Annotated in this window: 16 protein-coding genes; 11 read left to right on the forward strand and 5 right to left on the reverse strand. The window is 66.2% G+C overall.

Features of this window, described 5'->3' with window-relative positions; translation table 11 throughout:
- Positions 1 to 22: 22 nt before the first annotated feature.
- Together OK352_RS05075 and OK352_RS05080 are read right to left on the reverse strand one after the other, a co-directional pair.
- Positions 23 to 970, reverse strand: a complete 948-nt coding sequence (locus OK352_RS05075) for a BadF/BadG/BcrA/BcrD ATPase family protein (protein WP_265140364.1) — start codon at positions 968 to 970, stop codon at positions 23 to 25.
- Between the two features lie 98 nt (positions 971 to 1,068).
- The gene (locus OK352_RS05080) at positions 1,069 to 2,286 is read right to left on the reverse strand and encodes an ROK family transcriptional regulator (RefSeq protein WP_265140365.1); all 1,218 of its coding nucleotides are present in this window, start codon (positions 2,284 to 2,286) and stop codon (positions 1,069 to 1,071) included.
- Positions 2,287 to 2,492: 206 nt separating this feature from the next.
- Here OK352_RS05080 and OK352_RS05085 point away from each other — a divergent pair, with 206 nt between their 5' ends.
- From OK352_RS05085 to guaA, 8 genes are all read left to right on the forward strand, one after another.
- The gene (locus OK352_RS05085; protein ID WP_265140366.1) at positions 2,493 to 3,617 is read left to right on the forward strand and encodes a GuaB3 family IMP dehydrogenase-related protein; all 1,125 of its coding nucleotides are present in this window, start codon (positions 2,493 to 2,495) and stop codon (positions 3,615 to 3,617) included.
- Positions 3,618 to 3,670: 53 nt separating this feature from the next.
- Positions 3,671 to 5,398 (forward strand): glycerol-3-phosphate dehydrogenase/oxidase, encoded by a 1,728-nt coding sequence (locus tag OK352_RS05090; protein ID WP_265140367.1) that lies wholly within the window; start codon positions 3,671 to 3,673, stop codon positions 5,396 to 5,398.
- Positions 5,399 to 5,514: 116 nt separating this feature from the next.
- On the forward strand, positions 5,515 to 6,537 hold the full coding sequence (locus OK352_RS05095; RefSeq protein ID WP_265140368.1) for a 3-oxoacyl-ACP synthase III: 1,023 nt from the start codon (positions 5,515 to 5,517) through the stop codon (positions 6,535 to 6,537).
- The gene (locus OK352_RS05100) at positions 6,531 to 9,284 is read left to right on the forward strand and encodes an alpha/beta fold hydrolase (protein ID WP_265140369.1); all 2,754 of its coding nucleotides are present in this window, start codon (positions 6,531 to 6,533) and stop codon (positions 9,282 to 9,284) included. The genes OK352_RS05095 and OK352_RS05100 overlap by 7 nt, the downstream gene beginning before the upstream one ends.
- Complete coding sequence (locus tag OK352_RS05105; RefSeq protein WP_265140370.1) at positions 9,281 to 10,276, forward strand: NAD-dependent epimerase/dehydratase family protein; 996 nt, start codon at positions 9,281 to 9,283, stop codon at positions 10,274 to 10,276. The genes OK352_RS05100 and OK352_RS05105 overlap by 4 nt, the downstream gene beginning before the upstream one ends.
- 46 nt (positions 10,277 to 10,322) lie before the next feature.
- Complete coding sequence (locus OK352_RS05110) at positions 10,323 to 11,147, forward strand: SURF1 family protein (protein ID WP_265140371.1); 825 nt, start codon at positions 10,323 to 10,325, stop codon at positions 11,145 to 11,147.
- A 4-nt stretch (positions 11,148 to 11,151) separates the two neighbouring features.
- Positions 11,152 to 11,637 (forward strand): DUF3817 domain-containing protein, encoded by a 486-nt coding sequence (locus tag OK352_RS05115; RefSeq protein WP_265140372.1) that lies wholly within the window; start codon positions 11,152 to 11,154, stop codon positions 11,635 to 11,637.
- Positions 11,609 to 13,216: a glutamine-hydrolyzing GMP synthase gene (gene guaA, locus OK352_RS05120; RefSeq protein WP_265140374.1), complete on the forward strand. Its 1,608-nt coding sequence runs from the start codon at positions 11,609 to 11,611 to the stop codon at positions 13,214 to 13,216. Before OK352_RS05115 ends, guaA begins: the two co-directional genes overlap by 29 nt.
- Before the next feature lie 9 nt (positions 13,217 to 13,225).
- Here guaA and OK352_RS05125 read toward each other — a convergent pair whose 3' ends face one another.
- A complete protein-coding gene (locus OK352_RS05125) occupies positions 13,226 to 13,624 on the reverse strand; it encodes a hypothetical protein (RefSeq protein ID WP_265140375.1) in 399 nt (132 codons plus the stop codon).
- Positions 13,625 to 13,776: 152 nt separating this feature from the next.
- Here OK352_RS05125 and OK352_RS05130 point away from each other — a divergent pair, with 152 nt between their 5' ends.
- Positions 13,777 to 14,265 carry an FBP domain-containing protein gene (locus OK352_RS05130; protein WP_265140376.1) on the forward strand — a complete coding sequence of 163 codons (489 nt, stop codon included), beginning with the start codon at positions 13,777 to 13,779 and terminating at the stop codon, positions 14,263 to 14,265.
- 72 nt (positions 14,266 to 14,337) lie between these two features.
- Here OK352_RS05130 and hrpB read toward each other — a convergent pair whose 3' ends face one another.
- Both hrpB and OK352_RS05140 read right to left on the reverse strand, forming a co-directional pair.
- Positions 14,338 to 16,923 (reverse strand): ATP-dependent helicase HrpB, encoded by a 2,586-nt coding sequence (gene hrpB / locus OK352_RS05135; RefSeq protein WP_265140377.1) that lies wholly within the window; start codon positions 16,921 to 16,923, stop codon positions 14,338 to 14,340.
- A gap of 99 nt (positions 16,924 to 17,022) precedes the next feature.
- Positions 17,023 to 17,817 (reverse strand): Bax inhibitor-1/YccA family protein, encoded by a 795-nt coding sequence (locus OK352_RS05140; RefSeq protein WP_265140378.1) that lies wholly within the window; start codon positions 17,815 to 17,817, stop codon positions 17,023 to 17,025.
- Positions 17,818 to 17,977: 160 nt separating this feature from the next.
- On the opposite strand from OK352_RS05140, the gene OK352_RS05145 reads away from it, so the two are divergent.
- Positions 17,978 to 18,982, forward strand: coding sequence for a glycerophosphodiester phosphodiesterase family protein (locus tag OK352_RS05145; protein WP_265140379.1), 1,005 nt, complete (start codon positions 17,978 to 17,980; stop codon positions 18,980 to 18,982).
- A 12-nt stretch (positions 18,983 to 18,994) separates the two neighbouring features.
- Positions 18,995 to 21,406 (forward strand): ATP-dependent helicase, encoded by a 2,412-nt coding sequence (locus tag OK352_RS05150; RefSeq protein ID WP_265140380.1) that lies wholly within the window; start codon positions 18,995 to 18,997, stop codon positions 21,404 to 21,406.
- Positions 21,407 to 21,526: the final 120 nt, after the last annotated feature.

Genomic DNA, 21,526 nt, shown 5'->3' on the forward strand with positions numbered 1-21,526 from the left:
CTCTACTTCCTTGTTGAGGTTCCTATGTGATGGGGGAGGGGCGGTCAATTGGTGTCTGAGGGGGCTGAGCTGTCGTCGTGTGCCGGGATTCCTCGTCATCGGCAAGTCTGAGTGCGCCAACAACAGGAGGGTCGGTCAGGAGTTCAGTCGCTGCTTCGGGCCAAAGGACGGCGATTCGAGCTTTGAGCGCCGAGTAGAGCTGAGGCTGGTTCGTGATGACTCCTCCCGCGCAGACGATCGCACTGCCGATGGCACCCTGCTGACGGACATTGAGCACATTGGACGCCAGCTCACTCGCTGCCTCTTCTATGACGGCGGCAGCGGTGGCGGAACCATCGTCTGCCGCCTCAAAAACGAGGGGCGCTGCCGACGCCCACCTGCCGATCTCGGGGGCGACCGAGAGGGCATAGATCAGACCCGTGACATCGCTGACGTCGAAGTGCTGCATCAGCCGTTGCCCGAGCAGATCGTCACCCTGAGTCTCATCTCGACGTTGAAGCAGCTTCTTGACTGCTTCGCGCACGATGCCGGGAGCACTTCCCGGGTCCCCTAGCAACCAACCGTGCCCGCCGGCTATGAGCATCGCTTCTGAGGGGGAGGAGCCGACGACGATCGAGCCGGTTCCGACGATGACGGCTAAACCTGAGTTCTGACCAGAGGCGGGAACAAGTAACTGCGCATCGTTAACGACGGTGGCGGGTTGGCGGTACGCAGAGCGCAACTGTTGCGCGAAACGTTGGCAGTGCTCTGGAGTGTCGCACCCGTGCGCGCCGACCACCATGCGACCGCCATCGATGCCGTCGCCGAGGGCAAGAACCTCAGACACGAGACGTTCGGCGTTTTCCGGATCCCCGAACAATCCACCGCGCCGCCAACGGTCACTCGGCAGCACACGTTCGTGAACGGTTCCCTGGGGATCACGCAGTGCGATGTGTGTCTTGGTTCCACCGATATCGATGCCAACGGTCACAGCGCCTCCTTGCGATGAGACTTCTTATCGATCACATTGAAAAGAAGTCGTTTCGAACATAGACCTGTGAATAGTGCCTGTCAACAGATTTCGAGAAATCAACCAGCGACGTAGGTGAATCCCCGCACGTCGAGAGCGGCGAGCTCAGCGATTCCCACGAGAACGCCATCGTCGACAAAGGCCGCCGGTTCCATATGAGGAACACGGATGATCCGCCCAGTCAGGCGCTCTTCAATTGCCGGAATCACCATGTCAACATGGGATGCGAGCCCGCTACCCAGCACAATGACTTCAGGGTCCAGAATGATCGACATCGCGCCGATAGCAATGGCGACCATATCGAGAATCTCGGACGCCATATCGACGGCAACAGCCTCCCCCCGCGCCGCGCGAGTGAGAATCTCGTCAGCCATCAGCAGGTGGCCATCCGGCACGGTGAGCCCCCGGGAGCGTGCTTTTCGGGTGAGGGCAACCGACCCCACGCGATCTTCGAGGTCACCGAGAACTGAGTACGACTTTTCTAAAGACGAAGGCTCCATGAGCAAATAGCCAATCTCACCCGCCTCAAACCTGGAGCCGTGGTGAATTCGCCCGTTGCTGATGATGCCCGCTCCGAGTCCGTTCTCGAGGTGAACGGCGACAAGGCTACTCGCGCCTCGACCTGCTCCATGCTGCATCTCGCCCAGGGCGAGCGCGTTCGCGTCATTTTCAATGACGATCGGCAGGTTCGTTCGTGCGGCGAAGAACTCTTTCAAGGGGAACTCGGGCCAGCCCAATTCAGGGAGGTGAGCCACCCGCCCATCTGGATGTCTCACAACACCCGGAACCGATATTCCAACACTGACACAAGGGGTAGCGAGCGAACGGGCAGACTCGAGGAGGTCATCGAGGAGCTTCAGCGTGCGTGAGAGGCGTTCATCTGCTTCGACGCTGCTGTGGGATTCGGCAGGAGGCAGATCGTCAAAATCCACGTTGATGCGATGCACAAAGCGTGAGTCAAAATCGATCAGTGCGCCTCGCGCGCAATCGGCTCGCACCTGGATGCAAGCGACAAGTTGAGAGGCCCCTGTGTAGCTCAGCAGTACGGAGGGACGCCCGCCTGTTGAGGGGACGTGTCCTTGGCGCGCGACCAGGCCCTCATCGATGAGGTTCGCTGTGAGTCTGTTGACCGTGGCCGGACTCAGTCCCGTGGCGACACCAATCTGCTGACGAGACAGCGGACCCTGCTCGCGCAGAGCCTCGATGATGGCGGTTCGGTTGACTCGGGAGACAGTGTTGCTCGTCGCCGTCGACGCCTTGTATGTCGCTGGTCGCATGCACCCTCCCGCGCCGTACGAGTCAAATTCGCGCGGAAAACAGTCTGCGCACTCAGCATGGTATCTCTCTGTCGCACCCGCACGATGTGCAGATCGTGGTGGAGGCACCCAACTACCGCCGGTAGTGGGAATGGCAGTACCGGCGTCGCCGTCGGAGACAGATGTGCGGCGCCGTGGGATAGGAACAGCGCGGTAGGCTGGAGCGCGTGAGCCAAGAAACTGAAATCGGCCGCGCCAAGCGGGCACGCACCACATTCTCGTTCGACGACGTCGCCATCGTGCCGTCGCGGCGCACCCGCGACCCCGAGGACGTCTCGACTGCGTGGACGATCGACGCGTACACGTTCGACACTCCGTTCATCGCTGCGCCGATGGACTCCGTCGTGTCGCCGCGCACCGCGATCATGATGGGCCAGCTCGGCGGCCTCGGCGTGCTCGATCTCGAGGGGCTCTGGACGCGCTACGAAAACCCCGAGCCGATCCTGAGCGAGATTCGCAGCCTGCCGGCCGAGTCCGTCGTGTCGCACATGCAGCAGCTCTACTCCGAGCCGATCAAGGCCGAGCTCATCACCGCGCGGCTCGAAGAGATCCGCGAGGCGGGCGTGACCGTTGCCGGTTCTCTCTCGCCGCAGCGCACACAGGAGTTCTACCAGACCGTCGTCGATGCCGGCGTCGACCTCTTCGTGATCCGTGGCACGACGGTCTCTGCCGAGCACGTCTCGCAGAACCAAGAGCCGCTGAACCTCAAGAAGTTCATCTACGAACTCGACGTCCCGGTGATCGTCGGGGGAGCTGCAACGTACACAGCCGCGCTGCACCTCATGCGCACCGGTGCCGCGGGCGTGCTCGTCGGATTCGGCGGCGGTGCCGCGTCGACGACGCGGAATACCCTCGGCATCCACGCCCCCATGGCGACAGCGGTCGCCGACGTCGCCGGCGCACGCCGCGACTACCTCGACGAGTCGGGCGGGCGCTACGTGCACGTCATCGCCGACGGCGGGCTCGGTACATCGGGCGACATTGTCAAGGCGATCGCGTGCGGCGCGGACGCCGTCATGCTGGGCACCACGTTTGCCCGCGCGAGCGACGCACCGGGAGGCGGCTTCCACTGGGGTGCCGAGGCTCACCACTCGAAGCTGCCGCGTGGCAATCGCGTCGAGGTCGGCACGACGGGCACGCTCGAGGAGATCATCTATGGCCCGGCTTCCACGCCCGATGGTACAGCGAACCTTCTCGGAGCGCTCAAGCGCTCAATGGCGACGACCGGTTACAGCGACCTCAAGGAGTTCCAGCGCGTCGAGGTAGTTGTCGCGCCGTACCGACTGCGTTAGCGTCGAACCAAGGGCGTGAGCATCCGACAGGTTCACGCTGATGGAGGTTCGCAATGAGCGCCAAGAAGACGGTTGCGCGGTCGAAGAAGCTGGGCCCTGAGGAACGCGTCGAAGCGATCGAGGAGATGCGCTCGAAAGAGCTCGACGTCCTCGTCATCGGCGGCGGGATCGTCGGCACGGGCAGTGCCATGGATGCTGTCACACGCGGCCTTTCCACGGGCCTCCTCGAGGCACGGGACTGGGCGAGCGGCACATCGAGCCGGTCATCGAAACTGGTTCATGGCGGCATCCGGTATCTCGAGCAGCTCGACTTCGGTCTCGTCCGAGAGGCACTCATCGAGCGCGGTCTGCTGCTGCAGCGGGTCGCGCCGCACCTGGTGAAGCCCGTGCGCTTTCTGTACCCGCTGACGAAACCGGTCTGGGAACGCATCTACATCGGCGCCGGCATGATGCTCTACGACATCTTCAGCTACACGGGCCTGCGCCCACCGGGCGTGCCGCACCACCGTCACCTGTCACGGCGCCAGCTGCAGAAGTCGATTCCCTCGCTGCGCAGCAATGCATTTGTCGGCGGGCTCACGTACTACGACGCTCAAGTCGACGATGCCCGCTACGTGGCATCGCTCGCCCGGACGGCATCGGCATACGGTGCGCACGTCGCCAGTCGCGTCCGCGTTGAAGGTTTCCTCAAGGTCGGCCAGCGGGTCGTCGGCGTCAAGGCGCACGACCTGGAGACCGACGAGCACTTCGAGGTGAAGGCGAAGCAGGTCGTCAACGCCACCGGCGTCTGGACGGACGAGACGCAGTCGATGGTGGGGGAGCGCGGGCAGTTCAAGGTGCGTGCCTCGAAGGGCATCCACCTCGTCGTACCGCGCGACCGCTTCCAGTCGACGATGGGCATGATCCTCCGCACCGAGAAGAGCGTGCTCTTTGTTATTCCGTGGGGGCGCCACTGGCTCATCGGCACGACGGACACCGACTGGAACCTCGACAAGGCGCACCCGGCCGCCACGGCTGCGGACATCGACTATCTGCTCGAGCACGTCAATAGTGTGCTCGCCGTATCGCTGACGCGCGACGACGTCGAGGGCGTCTATGCCGGGCTGCGGCCGCTGCTCGCGGGTGAGAGCGACGAGACGTCGAAGCTGTCGCGTGAGCACGTTGTCGCTCATTCTGTTCCCGGGCTCGTCGTCGTGGCCGGAGGCAAGTGGACCACGTACCGCATCATGGCGAAGGACGCCATCGACGCTGCGGTCGACGCGCTCGACGGCAAGATCCCGGCGTCGACAACGGACAACATCTCGCTCCTGGGAGCCGAGGGGTATCAGGCGGCGTGGAACAAGCGCGGCAAGATCGCGCGCAAGTTCAACGTGCACAAAGCACGGGTGGAGCATCTGCTGAACCGCTACGGCGTGCTCACCGATGACATCCTCGACCTCATCAGAGACAACCCCGAGTTGCAGGAGCCGCTTCCCGGAGCCGACGACTACATCAAGGCGGAGGTCATCTACGCCGCGACGAGCGAGGGTGCGCTTCACATTGAAGACGTGCTTGCGCGGCGCACGCGCATCTCGATCGAAGCCTGGGACCGCGGAGTCTCCGCCGCCCCCGTCGTCGCCGAGCTGATGGGCGATGTTCTCGGCTGGGACGCCGAGAAGAAGGAAGCCGAGGTGGAGTACTACCTGAAGCGCGTTGCGGCCGAGCGAGCGTCACAGCAGGAGCCCGACGACGAGTCGGCTGAGCGTGTGCGACTGGAGGCTCCCGACATCTCGCAGGTCTGAGTCTTCAGATCTGAGCCGCCGGGAGGGACAGGCCCGGTGCTCACTCAGTGAGTGCGCGGATAACGCGGATAAACTGGCCCTTTCGGCGGGTTCGATCCCCGCGAGACGGAGGACATGTGAGCGGCAACGCGACAACCCGATTCAACAATGCCTCTCTGCTCTCTGTGGCGAGCGAGCTTCCATCGCGGGTGACGACCTCGGCTGATATCGAGTTGCGCCTGGCCTCCGCACTCAAGCGACTTCGCCTCCCCGACAGCCTGCTCGAGCGCGTCGCCGGTGTGACGGAGCGCCGCAACTGGGCCGACGGCGAGAACTCTGACGACGCGACGGTGGCCGCGGGGCGTCGCGCGCTGGATGAGGCCGGCGTCGCGGCATCCGATATTGGGCTCATCGTCAATACCTCCGTCACGCGCAAGCACCTGGAGCCCTCCGTGGCCGTGCGCCTGCACCACGGACTCGGGCTGCCGAGCTCTGCCATCAACTTCGATATCGCCAACGCCTGTCTCGGCTTCGTCAGCGGCACGAGCCTCGCGGCCGGCATGATCGATGCGGGGCAGATCCGCTACGCGCTCATCGTGAACGGTGAGGATGCTGATGAGATCCAGAACAACACGGTCACTCGTCTGCTGCGCAACGACGTTGGCCGTGACGGCTTCATGAGCGAGTTCGCCTCGCTGACACTCGGCTCCGGCTCGGCGGCCGCGGTGATCGGCCCCGCAGACGAACACCCCAACGGCCACCGCATCCTCGGCGGTGTGACACGCGCTGCGACGCAGTTCCACGAACTCTGCGTGGGCAGCACCGACGGCATGTTCACCGACGCGAAGGCCCTGTTGAAGGGCGGCCTCGATCTGGTGGTCTCAGCGTGGAAAGATGCGGCGAAAGAATGGAACTGGGGCGCGATGGACCGCTACATCACCCACCAGGTCTCTGAAGTGCACACGAACGCCATCGTGAAGACTGCGAAACTCGATCGTCGTCGCGTCCCCATCACCTTCCCCTGGCTCGGCAACGTGGGGCCGGCCTCGATCCCCATCACCCTTGCCGAAGAGAAGAAGTCCCTCGTGCGCGGTGACCGCGTGCTGCTCATGGGCGTCGGCTCGGGCCTCAACACGGCCATGATGGAACTGGCGTGGTGAGTTCCCCCTCCGCTCAGGAGCACGTCGCCGCGCGTGCCGCATCTCTGCCCCCGAGCGGGCTGCCCGGTCTCGACCTCGCCTCCAGCCATCTCATCGACGTCCCTGGTCGCGGCATCGACGAGGGGGCCGTGCGCACCTGGCACTACCTGGACAACGCCGACGAACTGGCCGACCGCGGAGTCACACCTCGCGGAACGATCCTCGCCGTCCACGGCAACCCCACCTGGTCATATCTGTGGCGACAGATCGTGGCGCAGTCCGGCGGTGATCGGCCGTGGCGCGTCGTTGCCGTCGACCAGCTCGAGATGGGCTTTTCGGAGCGTACCGGGCGGCACCGCACGCTCTCGCAGCGCATCACCGATCTATCGGCGTTCACCGAAGCCCTCGGCCTCACGGGCTCCGTCGTGACACTGGGGCACGACTGGGGCGGTGTGATTTCGCTGGGCTGGGCCACCCGGCATCCGGAGCTGTTGGCTGGCGTCGCACTTCTCAACACGGCAGTGCATCAGCCGGGCGACGCCCCCGTGCCCGCTCCGCTGCGCCTCGCCCGCGCCCGAGGCGTCCTCGCCACCGCGACGGCGCAGACCAACGCGTTCCTCGACGTCACGCTCTCGCTCGCTCATCCCCGGTTGTCCGCCGCCGTTGCCGCGGCGTATCGCGAGCCGTACCTGACAGCTGACCGGCGCTCCGGAATCGAGGGCTTCGTGCGAGACATCCCCGTCGACACCCGACACGAGAGCCACGCTGCCCTCGAGGCGGTCGCCGACGGCGTGTCGCAGCTCACGGTTCCCGCTCTTCTGCTGTGGGGTCCCAGGGACCCGATCTTCAGCGACCGCTACCTCGCCGATCTCATCGAGCGACTCCCGCACGCACACGTGCACCGGTTCGAAGGCGCGGGTCACCTGCTCGCCGAAGACGCGCCGTACGCCCCGGCGGTGCTCGACTGGGTGACCGAGCACGTCGACGAGGTTCAGCGCGCAGACCAAGCCAAGCACGCTGCTGAAGCCGAGCACGCTGCCGTCGCCGAGCACGCTGACACGGCCGGGTACAGTGACGGCGCGGCCACCACGGCCGAGAATCCGGATGCTGCCGCCGATGCCGCGCGGGCACGCTTCGTGCCGCTGTGGAACCAGCTCGACGCCCACAGCGATGACCCGAGTCTCGCCGTCACCGACATGACCGCTCCCGGGGAGCCGCTCCGGGTCAGCTGGGCTCAGTTGTCGACTCGTGTGCGGCAGCTGGCGGCAGGGCTCCACAGTATCGGAGTGCGTCCAGGTGACCGGGTGTCGTTGCTCGTGCAGCCGGGCCCGACGCTCACCGCGGTGATCTACGCGTGCCTGCGCATCGGTGCGGTCGTGGTCGTTGCCGATGCCGGGCTCGGAGTCCGCGGGCTCAGCCGTGCGATTGCGGGAGCACGCCCCGACATTCTGATTGGCGACGCCCGTGCACTGAGCGCCGCCCGTCTGCTCGGGTGGCCGGGGCGACGCATTTCCACCGCCGCGCTGCCGCGTCCCGTCGCAGCCGCCCTCGGCGTGGCACACACGTTGGGCGACCTGGCAGCCCGGGGCAGAGACACACGGCTTCCTGCCGAGCCGAGCGCCGACGCCGAGGCCGCCGTGCTGTTCACCTCAGGGTCGACGGGCCCCGCAAAAGGGGTCGTCTACACGCACGCCCAGCTCTCGGCCATGCGCGACACCATCGCCGGGCACTTCGCGGTGACGCCCGAGACGGGACTCGTCACCGGGTTCGCGCCGTTCGCCCTTCTGGGCCCGGCGCTCGGCACCCGCTCGGTGACGCCCGCCATGAACATCAGCTCGCCGCGCACGCTCACCGCACAAGCCGTCGCCGCCGCGGTGCGGGCCTCGAACGCGCGCATCGTGTTTCTCTCACCAGCATCCATTCTCAACGTCGTCGCCACCTCGGGCGAGCTGTCTGACGATGACCGCGCAGCGCTCGCGACCGTGCGTACGTTCCTCTCGACCGGCGCCCCCATCAGCGAACGGCTGCTGAGCGCCGCCGCAGAACTCATGCCGAACGCGACAGCGCACACGCCGTACGGCATGACCGAGTGTCTGCTCGTCACGGACATCACGCGTGAGGGCATCAGTGAGGTGCAGGATGCCGCAGACCGCGGTGTCTGTGTCGGCACACCCATGGGCGGCAATCGTGTGCTCATCAGCGCGCTGGATTCCGCCGGGAACGCCGCGGGAACAGCATCCGATGCCCCCGGCGTTTTAGGCGAGATCCTCGTCTCGGCGCCGCACCTGAAGCAGAAGTACGACCGGCTCTGGCTCACCGATCGTCGCGCGACCCGTGACGTGCCCGAAAACGGACGCTGGCATCGCACGGGAGACATTGGCCACCTCGATGCCGAGGGTCGTCTGTGGGTGGAAGGGCGCCTGCAGCACGTCATCGTCACGGCCGAGGGACCCGTCGCACCCGTCGGTCCGGAACAGGACCTCGAGCGCGTCGCCGAGGTGCGGCGTGCCGCTGTCGTCGGCATCGGCCCGGAGGGTCTGCGCCAGGCCGTCGCGGTCATCGAAACGATGGACGGCACCCGCAGGCCGCGGTTCGTCGAGCCCGGACTCGCCGCGCGCCTGCGTGCCAGCACGGCTCTGCCGCTGGCCGCCGTGTTCGAGGTGCAGCGGCTCCCGACAGACATCCGCCACAATTCGAAGATCGATCGTTCGCGGCTGTCGGTGTGGGCCGAGCGGATGCTGTCAGGCGAACGGCTGGTGGCACCGTGATCGTCGTTGTCACCGGAGCGAGCGGTCTGCTGGGGCGGGCCGTCGCCGTCCTGCTGCGCGACGCCGGCCACGAGGTCCGCACGCTGCAGCGCAGTCCGTCGACAATTGATGGCGTGCACGACGTGCGCGGTTCCGTCACCGAACGTGACGTCGTCGAGGCGGCGGTTGCCGGGGCTGACGGCGTTGTGCATCTCGCCGCGAAAGTGTCGCTCGCGGGGGATCGCGATGACTTCTGGCGCGTCAACGTGGGCGGCACCCGGACGCTTCTCGACGCTGCCGAACGTGCGGGAGTCCGCCGTGTCGTCCAGGTCTCATCGCCGTCCGTCGCGCACACCGGCTCCTCGCTCGCTGGCGTCGGCGCCGAGCCCGCCGACCCTGACCACGCGCGAGGAGACTATGCGCGCACGAAAGCCGAGGGCGAACTGCTGGCGCTCGCGCGGAACAGCGGGTCGCTGAGCGTCGTAGCGGTCCGCCCGCACCTCGTGTGGGGGCCGGGCGACACCCAGCTGATCGCGCGCATCGTCGACCGTGCCCGCCGCGGAACGCTTCCCCTTTTGAACGACGGAACGGCGCTCATCGACACGACATACATCGACAACGCGGCGAGCGGCATCGTGGCCGCGTTCGAAAGCGCGGAGCAGGTGGCCGGGCGCCGCTACGTGATCACCAACGGCGAGCCACGACCCGTCGCCGAGCTGATGGCTGGCATCTGCGCTGCGGCGGGCGTTCCCGCGCCCCGCTTCAGCATTCCCGCGGGCCTCGCCACGGTGGCCGGAAGCGCGATCGAGCACCTGTGGAGCATCCGGCCCGGTCGGGATGAGCCGCCCATGACGCGGTTCCTCGCCGAGCAGCTGTCGACGTCGCACTGGTTCGACCAGCGTGACACCCGTCGCGAGCTGCGGTGGACGCCGAGCGTGAGCATCGACGAGGGCCTTCGCTACCTCGCCGCCCACGAGTCCGGGCACAGCGTGCCCACAGCGGTCCCGAGCTAAGCTCGACATGGTTCCCTCTCGCGGACCACGCGAGCCAGTCGAAAGAGTGAGCACCATTTCCCCACGCGTCTCGGATCAGCCGCGCACACTGTTCCGCACGATGATCATGCCGCGCTGGATCGCGCTTCTCGTGTTGGCGCTCGCGATCGCCGCGGCTTTCGCATTCCTCGGGAAGTGGCAGCTGGAACGGGCCTACCGCGCAGCGCCGACGCAAGAGAGCGCGCCGACCGAGACCGTCAGACCGCTGACCGACACCGTCGAGCCCGGCAGCCTGCTGCGCACCGAGCGCGTCGGCCAGAAGGTAAGCGTGCACGGCGAATTCGTTCCGGGCGACTACCTCGTGATCAGCGACCGGCTCAACGAGGGTGAGTCCGGGTACTGGGTCGCCGGGCACCTCGTGACAGATGAGGGCGCCGCGCTCGCCGTGGGGCTCGGCTGGACGCCAACGCGTGAGACAGCGGATGCTGTCGCCGAGCGCCTCAACGACGCGCAGCGTGCTGAAGCATCCGTCACCGGCCGTGTGCTTTCGGCGCAATTCCCCGAGCTCGACGAAGACGCGCCATTCGAATTCACGAAGATGGCCCCCGCCAGGTTCGTCAACGTGTGGCACGAGATGGACGACGTAGATGTCTACGAGGCATACGTCGTCTCTGACGCGGCGCCCGAGGGCCTCGAGACCATCTCATCGCCTCCGCCCGAGCAGGAGGTCGAGATCAACTGGCTGAACATCTTCTACGCGATCGAATGGGTCGTGTTCGCGGGATTCGCTGTGTTCCTCTGGTTCCGCATCGTGAGGGATGCCTGGGAGCGCGATATCGAAGAGCGCGAGCTCGCCCAGGCGGATGGCACATCGAATGAGAAAGTAAACTAACACCATGGCTCTTGAACCTCGCGCCGCTGATCTCCCCAAGATTCCGGGAGCCCTGAAGTTGTATCAGGTGGCCTCGATCATCACCGGTGTGCTGCTTTTGGCACTGTGCCTCGAGATGCTCGGCAAATACGCGTTCGGTGTCGAGCTCGAACTCGGCGGTGCGTACGGGTTCCTCGCCCTCGTGCCGAGCGGCAGCGTCGCGGCGATCAACCTGTCGATCGGCGTGCTCGTCGTGCACGGCTGGTTCTATGTCGTCTACCTGTTCGCGGACTTCCGCTTATGGAGCCTGATGCGCTGGCCGCTGACGACGTTCGTCTTAATCGCCCTGGGCGGCGTCGTGCCCTTCCTCTCGTTCATCGTCGAAGCGAGAATGGCGAAGCGCGTGCGTGCGTACCTCGCCGAGCGCCACGACCGCGACAACGCATCTCGTGACACCCAGAATCGTGACACCCAGAACCGTGATGCCACAGACCAGGAGGCCACCCATTAGCGAGCAGACCACGGCCCAGCGGCCGGTTCTCGTCGTCGACTTCGGGGCACAGTACGCGCAGCTGATCGCGCGTCGCGTCCGCGAGGCCGGCGTGTATTCAGAGATCGTTCCCCATACGATCACCGCGGCCGAGGTGCGCCGCCTCGACCCCGTCGGCATGATCCTCTCGGGTGGGCCCTCAAGCGTCTACGCTGACGGCGCCCCGGGCTTCGACGGCGAGATCTTCGACCTCGGCATCCCGACACTCGGCATCTGCTACGGATTCCAGGTGATGGCGCGCGCCCTCGGTGGGACCGTCGCGCACACAGGCAAGCGCGAGTACGGGTCGACGGATGCTGTTCTCAGCGGTGACGGCGGCACACTGCTCGCCGGTCAGCCCGCCGACCAGACCGTGTGGATGAGCCACGGAGACTCGGTCTCAGAGGCTCCTGCCGGGTTCGACGTGCTCGCGTCGACAGCATCCACGCCCGTTGCGGCGTTCGCCAGTGACGAGCGGTGCCTGTACGGGGTGCAGTGGCATCCCGAGGTGAAGCATTCCGCGTTCGGGCAGAACGTTCTCGAGAACTTCTTGCACACGGCTGCCGGCATCCCCGCCGACTGGAACTCGGGCAACGTGATCGCCGAGCAAGTGGCGCGCATCCGTGCCGAGGTCGGCGACGCTCGCGTGATCTCGGCGCTCTCGGGCGGAGTCGACTCCGCTGTGTCGACGGCCCTCGTGCACGAGGCGATCGGCGACCAGCTCACTGCCGTATTCGTCGACCATGGCCTGCTGCGACAGGGCGAGCGTGAGCAGGTCGAGAAGGATTACGTCGAGTCCACCGGTGTTCGCCTGGTGACCGTGGATGCCGCGGACACCTTCCTTGGGCACCTGGAGGGCGTGAGCGACCCGGAGCAGAAGCGCAAGATCATCGGGCGCGAGTTCATTCGTGCGTTCGAGAAGGTGCAGCGGGAGCTTGTCGAGGAAGCCAAGGCGACCGGCGACGCCCCCATCAAGTTCCTCGTGCAGGGCACGCTGTATCCGGACGTCGTCGAGTCAGGCGGCGGAACCGGCACGGCCAACATCAAGAGTCACCACAACGTCGGCGGGCTGCCCGATGACCTCGACTTCGATCTGATCGAGCCGCTGCGCGCACTGTTCAAAGACGAGGTGCGGGCGATTGGCCGCGAGCTCGGAATCCCCGACGCGATCGTGAGCAGACAGCCCTTCCCCGGGCCGGGCCTCGGCATCCGCATCATCGGCGAGGTCACGGCCGAGCGTCTCGACGTGCTGCGCCGAGCCGACGCCATTGTGCGCGAGGAGCTCACCGCTGCGGGTCTCGACAGTGAGATCTGGCAGTGCCCCGTCGTGCTGCTCGCGGATGTGCGCTCGGTCGGTGTTCAGGGCGACGGTCGCACATACGGGCACCCGATCGTCCTGCGTCCCGTCTCGAGCGAAGACGCGATGACCGCCGATTGGACGCGTGTTCCGTACGACGTTCTGGCGCGCATCTCGAACCGCATCACGAATGAGGTGCAGGAGGTCAACCGGGTTGTGCTCGATGTGACGTCGAAGCCGCCGGGGACCATCGAGTGGGAGTGACGCTGCCGCTCAGCCGGTGATCTCGAGGATCACGAGCTGGGCGATGCTCGTCCCGACGCCCAGCAAAAGAAACCCCAGTGCGATCCACGTCAGGGCGCGTGCGTGCGATCGAGGACGCTCGAATCGAATCCTCTCGGGGTGCCTGTCGCGGTAGAAGATCTCCGCCTCCCGGCGTCCATCGAGCCAGGCACGGTGCTCGGGGCCCAGCTCAGCCGTGCCCGGTTCTGAGCCGCTCGCGCGGAACCAGCGAATGACCGTCTCGTCATCGTCGACGATGCCCCGCGCACTGTGCCACCCGCGCGTCGCGAATCGGGCGATCAATGCAATGACGGCGACGATCAGGCAGACGCCGAAGCCGAGCCACGAGGCGAACTCAAGCGCGAGCACGACCAGTTCGCTACTATTCACCGTGCTCCTGACGTCAGACCCGCCAGCACTCTGTCCCGGCTGTCAAGGATCATACCCGCTGACAGCGTCGACGGCTGGGCGTCGGAATGCGGTTCCCTGCCCGTAATCACTGAACACTTGAACACGGAGGCAATCAGCGGCAGGATGCTGGAATGAGGCCGCTGACTGCTGACGACATCCGCTCCTCGTTTGTGAACGCGACGCCCGAGCAATTGGAGCGACTGCCGCTTCCGGGGCTGCACGAGACAATATGGAATGAACGGGAGTTCCTTGGCTGGCGCGATCCCCAGGCGGCGCGGCTCGGCTACATCGTGCATTGGGCGGGAGATCGACCGGTGGGGATCGTCGTGAGGGCAGCATCCGGAACCCTCAGAAACGGGATCGCCGCCATGTGCTCATTCTGCCGGTCGACGCAGCCGGCGACGCAGGTGCGCATGTTCTCTGCTCCGCGAGCGGGGGAAGCCGGCCTGAACGGCAACACGATCGGCACGTACCTGTGCGAAGACCTCGCGTGCTCACTGTTGATTCGCATTACGCCGTCGCAGCCGCTGCAGCCCGGCCTTGTCGAAACCCGGGCCACGAGGCTCCTGGAGCGTGTGCACGGCTTCACGAGTGACATCCTGAAGACCGCCGAGAAGTGATGCCCGGGCAGGTAGTGGGCCTGCTTCGGGCGAGCCACCGGGTCGCCACTGACGAAGCGATGGGGCGCGGCGTCACGTCGCGCGTCGCCGCGTGCGCGCCGTCGCGGGGGCCGACCACGGGTCTTCCGGCCAGGGATGCTTCGGGTAGCGGCCGCGCATTTCACGGCGGACGTCCTGGTACGGGCCGTTCCAGAACGAGGCGAGGTCGTCCGTCACGGCAAGGGGGCGGCGTGCGGGCGAGAGCAGATGAAACTGCACGGCGACACGGCCGTCGATGAGTCGTGGAGTATCGGCAAGCCCGAAGACCTCCTGCAGCTTCACCGCGACAACCGGACGCCCGGCGGCATCCTCGGGGTAGTCGATGCGCACGCGCGACCCGGACGGCACGGTGAGGCGTTCGGGTGCGAGTTCGTCGAGGCGGCGAGCCTGGGGCCAGGGCAGCAGGCGGCGTAGCGCCGAAGCGACATCAACATCAGACAGGGATGCTGCGGCCGGGGAAATCGCGTTCAGGTCAGGCCCGAGCCAATCGTCGAGTCGCTCAACGAGAGCGGCGTCGGTGACATCGGGCCATGGGGCGCCGAGCTCGCGGTGCACGAGCGCAAGGCGGCGACGCAACGAGGAGGCCTCGGCCGACCACGGCAGGATGCCGATGCCCTCAGCAGTGAGATGCGAGGTGAGAGCCGCCGCGATCTCGTCCGGACGCGGAGCCACGGGCGTTGACGACACGAGGACCGCACCGACACGACGTTCGAGGCGTGCGCGGGGGCGCCCGTTCTCCACGCTGATCTGCCGTGCGTCCATCACGTGGCCGATGCGCAGGGCATCGTCGTCGTGCAGAGCCGCGGCAAGCCGGATGACAGCCCCTGTTCCATCGGCGGCACGGCCGTCGGCGCGCTGCACATCGCACACGGCGATCCATTCGCTCCCGGTGAGTGCCGACCCCTCAGGAAGAGCGGCGCGGGTGCCACTGGCGAGAAAGTAGCTGCGAGAATCGGGCGCTGTGCGTCGGGCGATCCAGTCGGGTCTCGAGAGTGCGGCGATGAGCCCCGTGGCGTTCCGCAGATCTGTGTGGGGCCGTGGGGTGTCGGAACCGTGTGACGCCGGCATCCTCTCGACGGTTCGGGTGAGCCGTTCTGCCTCAGCACGCCACCGTGCCGTACCGCGGTGCTCGCCGCGCCGCAGCGAGCGCACGAGGGCGTCGAGGTCGGCACCGGGCTCACGCGCGTCGCCCGAGATCGCGGCGATGACCGATGCGGCTTCGCGGGGGTCGACGTGCGAGACCGCAATGTTCTCGTCGACGACCCGACCGGTGGCGACGAGCAGCGCGCGAGCCTCTCGGGCGCCGAGCGGCACGAGGGCGATGCGTGCTCCGAGCGCCGTGGGGCGGCCGTCGTCATCGATCAGCTCGAGGGCGCTGAGCGTCGCGACTGCCTGCCGAAGCGACTCCGCAGGAGGCGAAGTGAGAAGCGGAAGCCCGCGCCCCTCCGGCGTACCCCAGGCGGCCAGCGTGAGCGCGGCATCGGTGAGGTCGGCGGCCAGGATCTCCGGGTCCGCCTCGGGGCGAAACGCGGCGAAGTCGGCCTCGCTGTAGGCACGCACCACGCGACCGGGGCCCTGCCGTGCCGCACGGCCAGCACGCTGGTCGGCGCTCGCACGCGAGCAGCTGACGGTGACGAGCCCCGACATCCCGCGGGCCTGATCGCGGCGCGGCTCGCGCGACAGCCCGGCATCCACCACAAGCCTGACACCGGGAACCGTGAGCGAGCTCTCGGCCAGAGACGTACTCACGACGATGCGGGGCGGGTCAGTGGGATGCTGCCGCCCGGCCGTTGCGCGGTCCTGCTCACGTGGAGCCAGGCGTCCGTGCAGGGGAAGCACCTCGACAGCTGTCGCCTGTTCGCGCGAGCGCAGCCGCTGCACCAGCCCCTCGACATCGCGCGCTGTCGGTACGAAGACGAGCGCGTCGCAGCCCTCCGTGCGCTGTGCGTCGAGAGTGGTGCCGGCGAGGTGGTCGAGGAATTCCCGCGTCACCCCGCGGGTGTCAAGACGCGGCGCGCGGGGCGGACGGTATTCCACGCTCAGCGGGTGGAGTGCCGAGGGCACGTCGACGATGCGGGCATCCATGAGGTCGGCGACGGCCGCGGCATCGAGGGTGGCCGACATCGCGACGAGTGTGAGATCCGCGCGCAGGGTGCGCACTTCGGACAGGATGCCGAGCAGCAGGTCGCCGTCGAGAGAGCGCTCGTGCACTTCGTCGAGAATGACCGCGTGGACGCCGTCGAGTCCGGGGTCGTTCAGCAATCGTCGCAGGAGAACGCCGGGGGTGACGATTTCGATACGGGTCGAGTCGGAGACGCGCCGCTCACCACGCACGGTGAAGCCGACGGGGCCGCCGAGCGAAGAGCCGTCGAGCTCGGCGATCCGGCGAGCCGCGGCGCGAACAGCGACCCGCCGTGGCTGAGTGACAATGACGCGTCCTGTGCCGCGCGTCAGATTGGCGACGAGAGGTGGCACGACTGTTGTCTTACCGGTTCCGGGCGGAGCCGTGACGACCACGGAACCCGTCTCACAGGCATCCGTGAGCGCGCGTGCCGCCTGCGTCACAACCAGCCCTGCACCGATGCGATCCACGTCGAAGTGGTGGCTGTGCGAGGTCACCTCTTCATTGTCCCGTACGGGCGCGTGGTGACACAGATCACGGTCGAGCATGACGAAGGGGGCCCGCCGACGCGAGCCCCCTTCTGAACTGACGATGCGCTAGTCGCGTGCGATCGCGATCATGCGGAGGATCTCGAGGTACAGCCACACGACCGTCATGACGACGCCGAAGACGCCCGTCCAGCCGAACTTGCGCGGAAGGCCGTTCTCAGAGCCGCGCTTGATGAAGTCGAAGTCGAGAACGAGCGAGTACGCGGCCATGATCACGACGAGAACGCCGAGGATCAGCCCGAACGGGATGCCCATGATCTCAGCACCGCGCATACCCCACGGGTCGTCGTTCACGCCGGTCACCATGAGAATGATGTTTACGATCGAGAACGCCGCGTAACTGATCATCGCGATCATGAAGACCTTCGTCGCCTTCTTCGACGCACGCACCTTGCCGCTGGCGAACAGCGCGAACGTGACGCCGAACACGGCGACGGTTCCGATGAGCGCCTGGCTCACGATGCCCGGGTAGATGGTCTCGAAGATGCCGGAGATTCCGCCAACGAAGACGCCCTGCACTGCCGAGTAGGCGAGCACGAGCGGAGCCGACGGCTCCTTCTTGAAGATGTTGACGAGAGCGAGCACGAATCCGATGATCGCGGCCGGGATCGCGAGGGCCGGAACGAACCAGCCAATTGCCGCGCCCACGAGCAGAATGCCAAAGGCGATGACCGACTTGCCGAGGGTGTCCTCGACCGTCATCCGGTCAGTCTGCGCCGCCGTGGCTGCGGGCTGATCGTACATCTGCTGCAACTGCTCGGCCGTCATGTTCGGCTGCTGCGTCGCGGCGCCGCCGCCGCGCTGGAATCCGGCGTTGCGGAATGCCGGGTTGTTGATGGCCATGAGGCGTGATCCCTACTCTCTCGTCGGGGGTTGGAATACTGTCATTAACGCTATCGGACTCGCCTATGTTCCCGCAGTGACCCCCGGGGAATCCTCAGCTTGCGGCGCCCGTGCCAGCGTGTGGGGCACACGCGGATGCTGCGGCACGTAGCCTTGCCATATGTCAGCACTCGTGATCGGGCACCGCGGTGCCCCCGGCTACCGCCCCGAGCATTCGGCGTCGGGCTACCGTCTCGCGTTCGAGCTCGGTGTCGATGCCGTCGAGCCCGACGTCGTGGCGACGCGCGACGGGGTGCTCGTCGTGCGCCACGAGAATGAGATCGGTGGCACGACCGATGTGGCGCAGCATCCGGAATTCGCTGATCGGCGCAGACGCATGATCATCGACGGCGTCGAGGTCGCAGGCTGGTTCACCGAGGACTTCACATGGGACGAACTGCAGACGCTGCGAGTGCGCGAGAGGATTCCCGAGTTGCGGCCGGGCAGCGCTGCATACGACGGTACAGAGCGGATGCTGCGATTCACCGATCTGCTTGACCTGCTGCGTGAGCACGAGAAAGTCTCGGGCCGACGCGTGGGGCTCGTCGTCGAGGTGAAGCACGCGACGCACTTCGCCTCAATCGGGCTGCCGCTCGACGTGCTGCTCGCGCGCGAGCTCGGCACGACAGACTGGTCTTCGGGCACAGGTCTGGTCATCGAGAGCTTCGAGCCGGATCTGCTTGGGCGACTCAGAGAACGCGGTGTCGACGCGCGATATGTGTTCCTCGTGGAGAAATCTGGCGCACCCGCCGACCGCGTGGCGCGCGACGGGTCGGCAGCCCGTGCCTACGCCGACGATCTGACGGAAGCCGGCCTCGAAGCGCTCGCAGCCACGGTCGACGGCATCAGCGTCGACAAGTCGTACCTGCTTCCCTGGACGCGCCTGGGCAGCAGCGTCGGTGACCTCGTTGCGCGGGCGCATCGGCGTGAACTCGGCGTCTTCACGTGGACGCTGCGCCCGGAGAATGCGTTTCTTGACGCGCGCCATCGTGAGCCAGGCGAGCGCCGTGCGTTCGGGGCGTGGCAACGCGAGTTCGACGAAATCCTCTCGACGCGTATCGACGGCGTGTTCGCCGATCATCCCGACCTCGCACTCGAGAGGCGTGCTGTCAGCGGCACGGCTTAGACTTGAGGGGACATGACGGGCACCCCTACTTCTGATGCACACGGCAGCGACCAGATCACGAGCGACTCCGCGACACCGGTGATCGTTGACTGGCCGACCAGCGGCATCCCGGGTGGCGGCCAGACAGCATCCGGTCATCTTCTCGACGGTCTCAACCCGCAACAGCGCCAGGCCGTCGAATACCGCGGCAAGGCGCTGCTGATTGTCGCGGGCGCCGGCTCGGGAAAGACGCGTGTGCTCACACACCGCATCGCGGCACTCATCGAAAACCGTGAGGCGTGGCCGAGTCAGATTCTCGCTATCACGTTCACGAACAAAGCGGCGGCCGAGATGCGTGAGCGCGTCGAGGAGCTGTTGGGTGGCCGGACCGAGGGCATGTGGATCTCGACGTTCCACTCGGCCTGCGTGCGGATTCTGCGGCGCGAGGCCGAGAACCTCGGGCTCAGCAAGAACTTCACAATCTACGATTCGTCAGACTCGCGCGTGCTGCTCAAGCGCATCATCAAGCGAAACGATGCCGACATGTACGGCTTCACCCCCGCGAACGCGGCGGCCAAAATCTCGAAGCTCAAGAATGAGCTGGCGGATGCTGACAGCTACGCGCGCAACGCGAATATGTCTGACCCGAACGAGGTCGCCTTCGTCGAGATCTTCCGCGACTACCAGCGCGAGCTGCTGCGTGCGAGCGCGTTCGACTTCGACGACCTCATCGCGCAGACTGTGTACCTCTTCCGGGCATTCCCGCAGGTGGCGGCGCGGTACCAGAAGAAGTTCCGGCACGTGCTCGTCGACGAGTACCAAGACACCAACCACGCGCAGTATGCGCTCATTCGCGAGTTCACGCGTGCCCCGGAGGCCGACGGATTCCTCCCGGGCACGGACGAGGGGGCGTCGCTCACCGTCGTGGGTGACTCCGACCAGTCGATCTACGCGTTCCGCGGGGCAGACATTCGCAACATCGTGGAGTTCGAGCGGGACTTCACCGGAGCCACGGTGATTCTGCTCGAGCAGAACTACCGATCGACCCAGAACATCCTCTCGGCCGCGAACGCCGTCATCGCGAACAACTTCGATCGCAAAGACAAGAAGCTGTGGACCGACATCGGCGACGGCGAGAAGATCATCGGCTTCACCGGTTACTCCGGTCACGACGAGGCCCAGTTCGTGGCAGACGAGATCGAGAAGCTGCACTCAGACGGCGTCGCGTACGGCGACATCGCGGTCTTCTACCGCACGAACGCGCAGACGCGTGCTCTGGAAGAAATCTTCGTGCGCTCGGCGCTGCCGTACAAGATCATGGGCGGCACGAAGTTCTACGAGCGCGCCGAGATCAAAGACGCCTTCGCCTACCTCACCGCCGTGATGAACCCCGCTGACGAACTGGCTGTGCGACGCATCATCAACACGCCGAAGCGCGGTATCGGACCGGCCACCGTGACGCAGCTCGCGAGCTTCGCCGAGAATGCCGAGACCACGCTGAGGGACGCCCTGCGCGAAGCATCCACTCTGGGCTTTGGCCCCAAGGTGACGCGCGCCATCAGCGACGTGTCTGCTGTGCTCGACGAAGCGTCAGCGCTCGCCGACCAGGGGAAGGTGAGCGAAGTACTCACCACGCTGATGCAAAAGAGCGGGCTGATCGATTCTCTGCGGATGAGCCGCGACCCGCAAGACGAAGCGCGAGCCGAGAACATTGACGAACTCGTTGCCGTGACGAAAGAGTTCGAGCGCAACAATCCAGACGGCACGCTCATTGATTTTCTGACCGAAGTTTCGCTCGTGGCAGCGGCTGACGATCTCGACGATGCCAGCGGCACCGTCTCGCTCATGACGCTGCACACGGCGAAGGGGCTCGAGTACGACACCGTGTTCTTGACCGGCGTCGAAGAAGACCTGCTGCCGCATCGCATGTCGGCGAACGAACCGGGCGGACCCTCTGAGGAGCGGCGCCTGTTCTACGTCGGCATCACGCGTGCCCGCAAGCGTCTATTCCTGTCGCTGGCGATGACGCGTGCGCAGTACGGGGAGACTGCTGTGGCGATGCCGAGCCGCTACCTGCAGGAGATCCCGGCTGAACTCATCGAGTGGCGGCAGTCGCCCGGTTCTGTCAACTCGCGTGGCGGTACGCAGTCGCGGGCGCTCAACGCGCGTCGTTGGGGTGCAGGGTCCGCGGGCGGATCAGGGACGGATGCTCGAGCGCTCCCTCGCGCCGAGAAGAAGGAGTGGCCGAACAAGGTCACGAACATGGTGCGCGACAACGGTGACCTGGAACTCGTGGCGGGTGACCGCATCCGGCATTCCGACTTCGGCGAAGGCCGCGTGCAGAACGTGACGGGTGCGGGCACGAAGCGCGTCGCCCATGTGCAGTTCGACACGGCGGGTGCGAAGAAGCTGCTGATCAAGATCGCTCCGATCGAAAAGCTCTGACGTGTCGCCGGACGCGGAGGCACCGGATGCTGGGATGCTGGCTATCGCGCTGATCCTCGCGCCTTCGTGATGGTGCATCTGTCGTCTTTGACAGCACTCATTCTAGAACTAGCATTCGAT

The organism is Microbacterium sp. MPKO10 (assembly GCF_026107415.2).
In the GTDB taxonomy this organism is placed as follows: domain Bacteria; phylum Actinomycetota; class Actinomycetes; order Actinomycetales; family Microbacteriaceae; genus Paramicrobacterium.

Bases quoted from the DNA above. Each gene is read 5' to 3' on its own strand.
- OK352_RS05130 (WP_265140376.1), top strand. From the start codon at position 13,777: ATGAGGCCGCTGACTGCTGACGACATCCGCTCCTCGTTTGTGAACGCG.
- guaA (WP_265140374.1), top strand. From the start codon at position 11,609: ATGCCACAGACCAGGAGGCCACCCATTAGCGAGCAGACCACGGCCCAG.
- OK352_RS05115 (WP_265140372.1), top strand. From the start codon at position 11,152: ATGGCTCTTGAACCTCGCGCCGCTGATCTCCCCAAGATTCCGGGAGCC.
- OK352_RS05140 (WP_265140378.1), bottom strand. From the start codon at position 17,817: ATGGCCATCAACAACCCGGCATTCCGCAACGCCGGATTCCAGCGCGGC.
- OK352_RS05150 (WP_265140380.1), top strand. From the start codon at position 18,995: ATGACGGGCACCCCTACTTCTGATGCACACGGCAGCGACCAGATCACG.
- OK352_RS05090 (WP_265140367.1), top strand. From the start codon at position 3,671: ATGAGCGCCAAGAAGACGGTTGCGCGGTCGAAGAAGCTGGGCCCTGAG.
- OK352_RS05080 (WP_265140365.1), bottom strand. From the start codon at position 2,286: ATGCGACCAGCGACATACAAGGCGTCGACGGCGACGAGCAACACTGTC.
- OK352_RS05145 (WP_265140379.1), top strand. From the start codon at position 17,978: ATGTCAGCACTCGTGATCGGGCACCGCGGTGCCCCCGGCTACCGCCCC.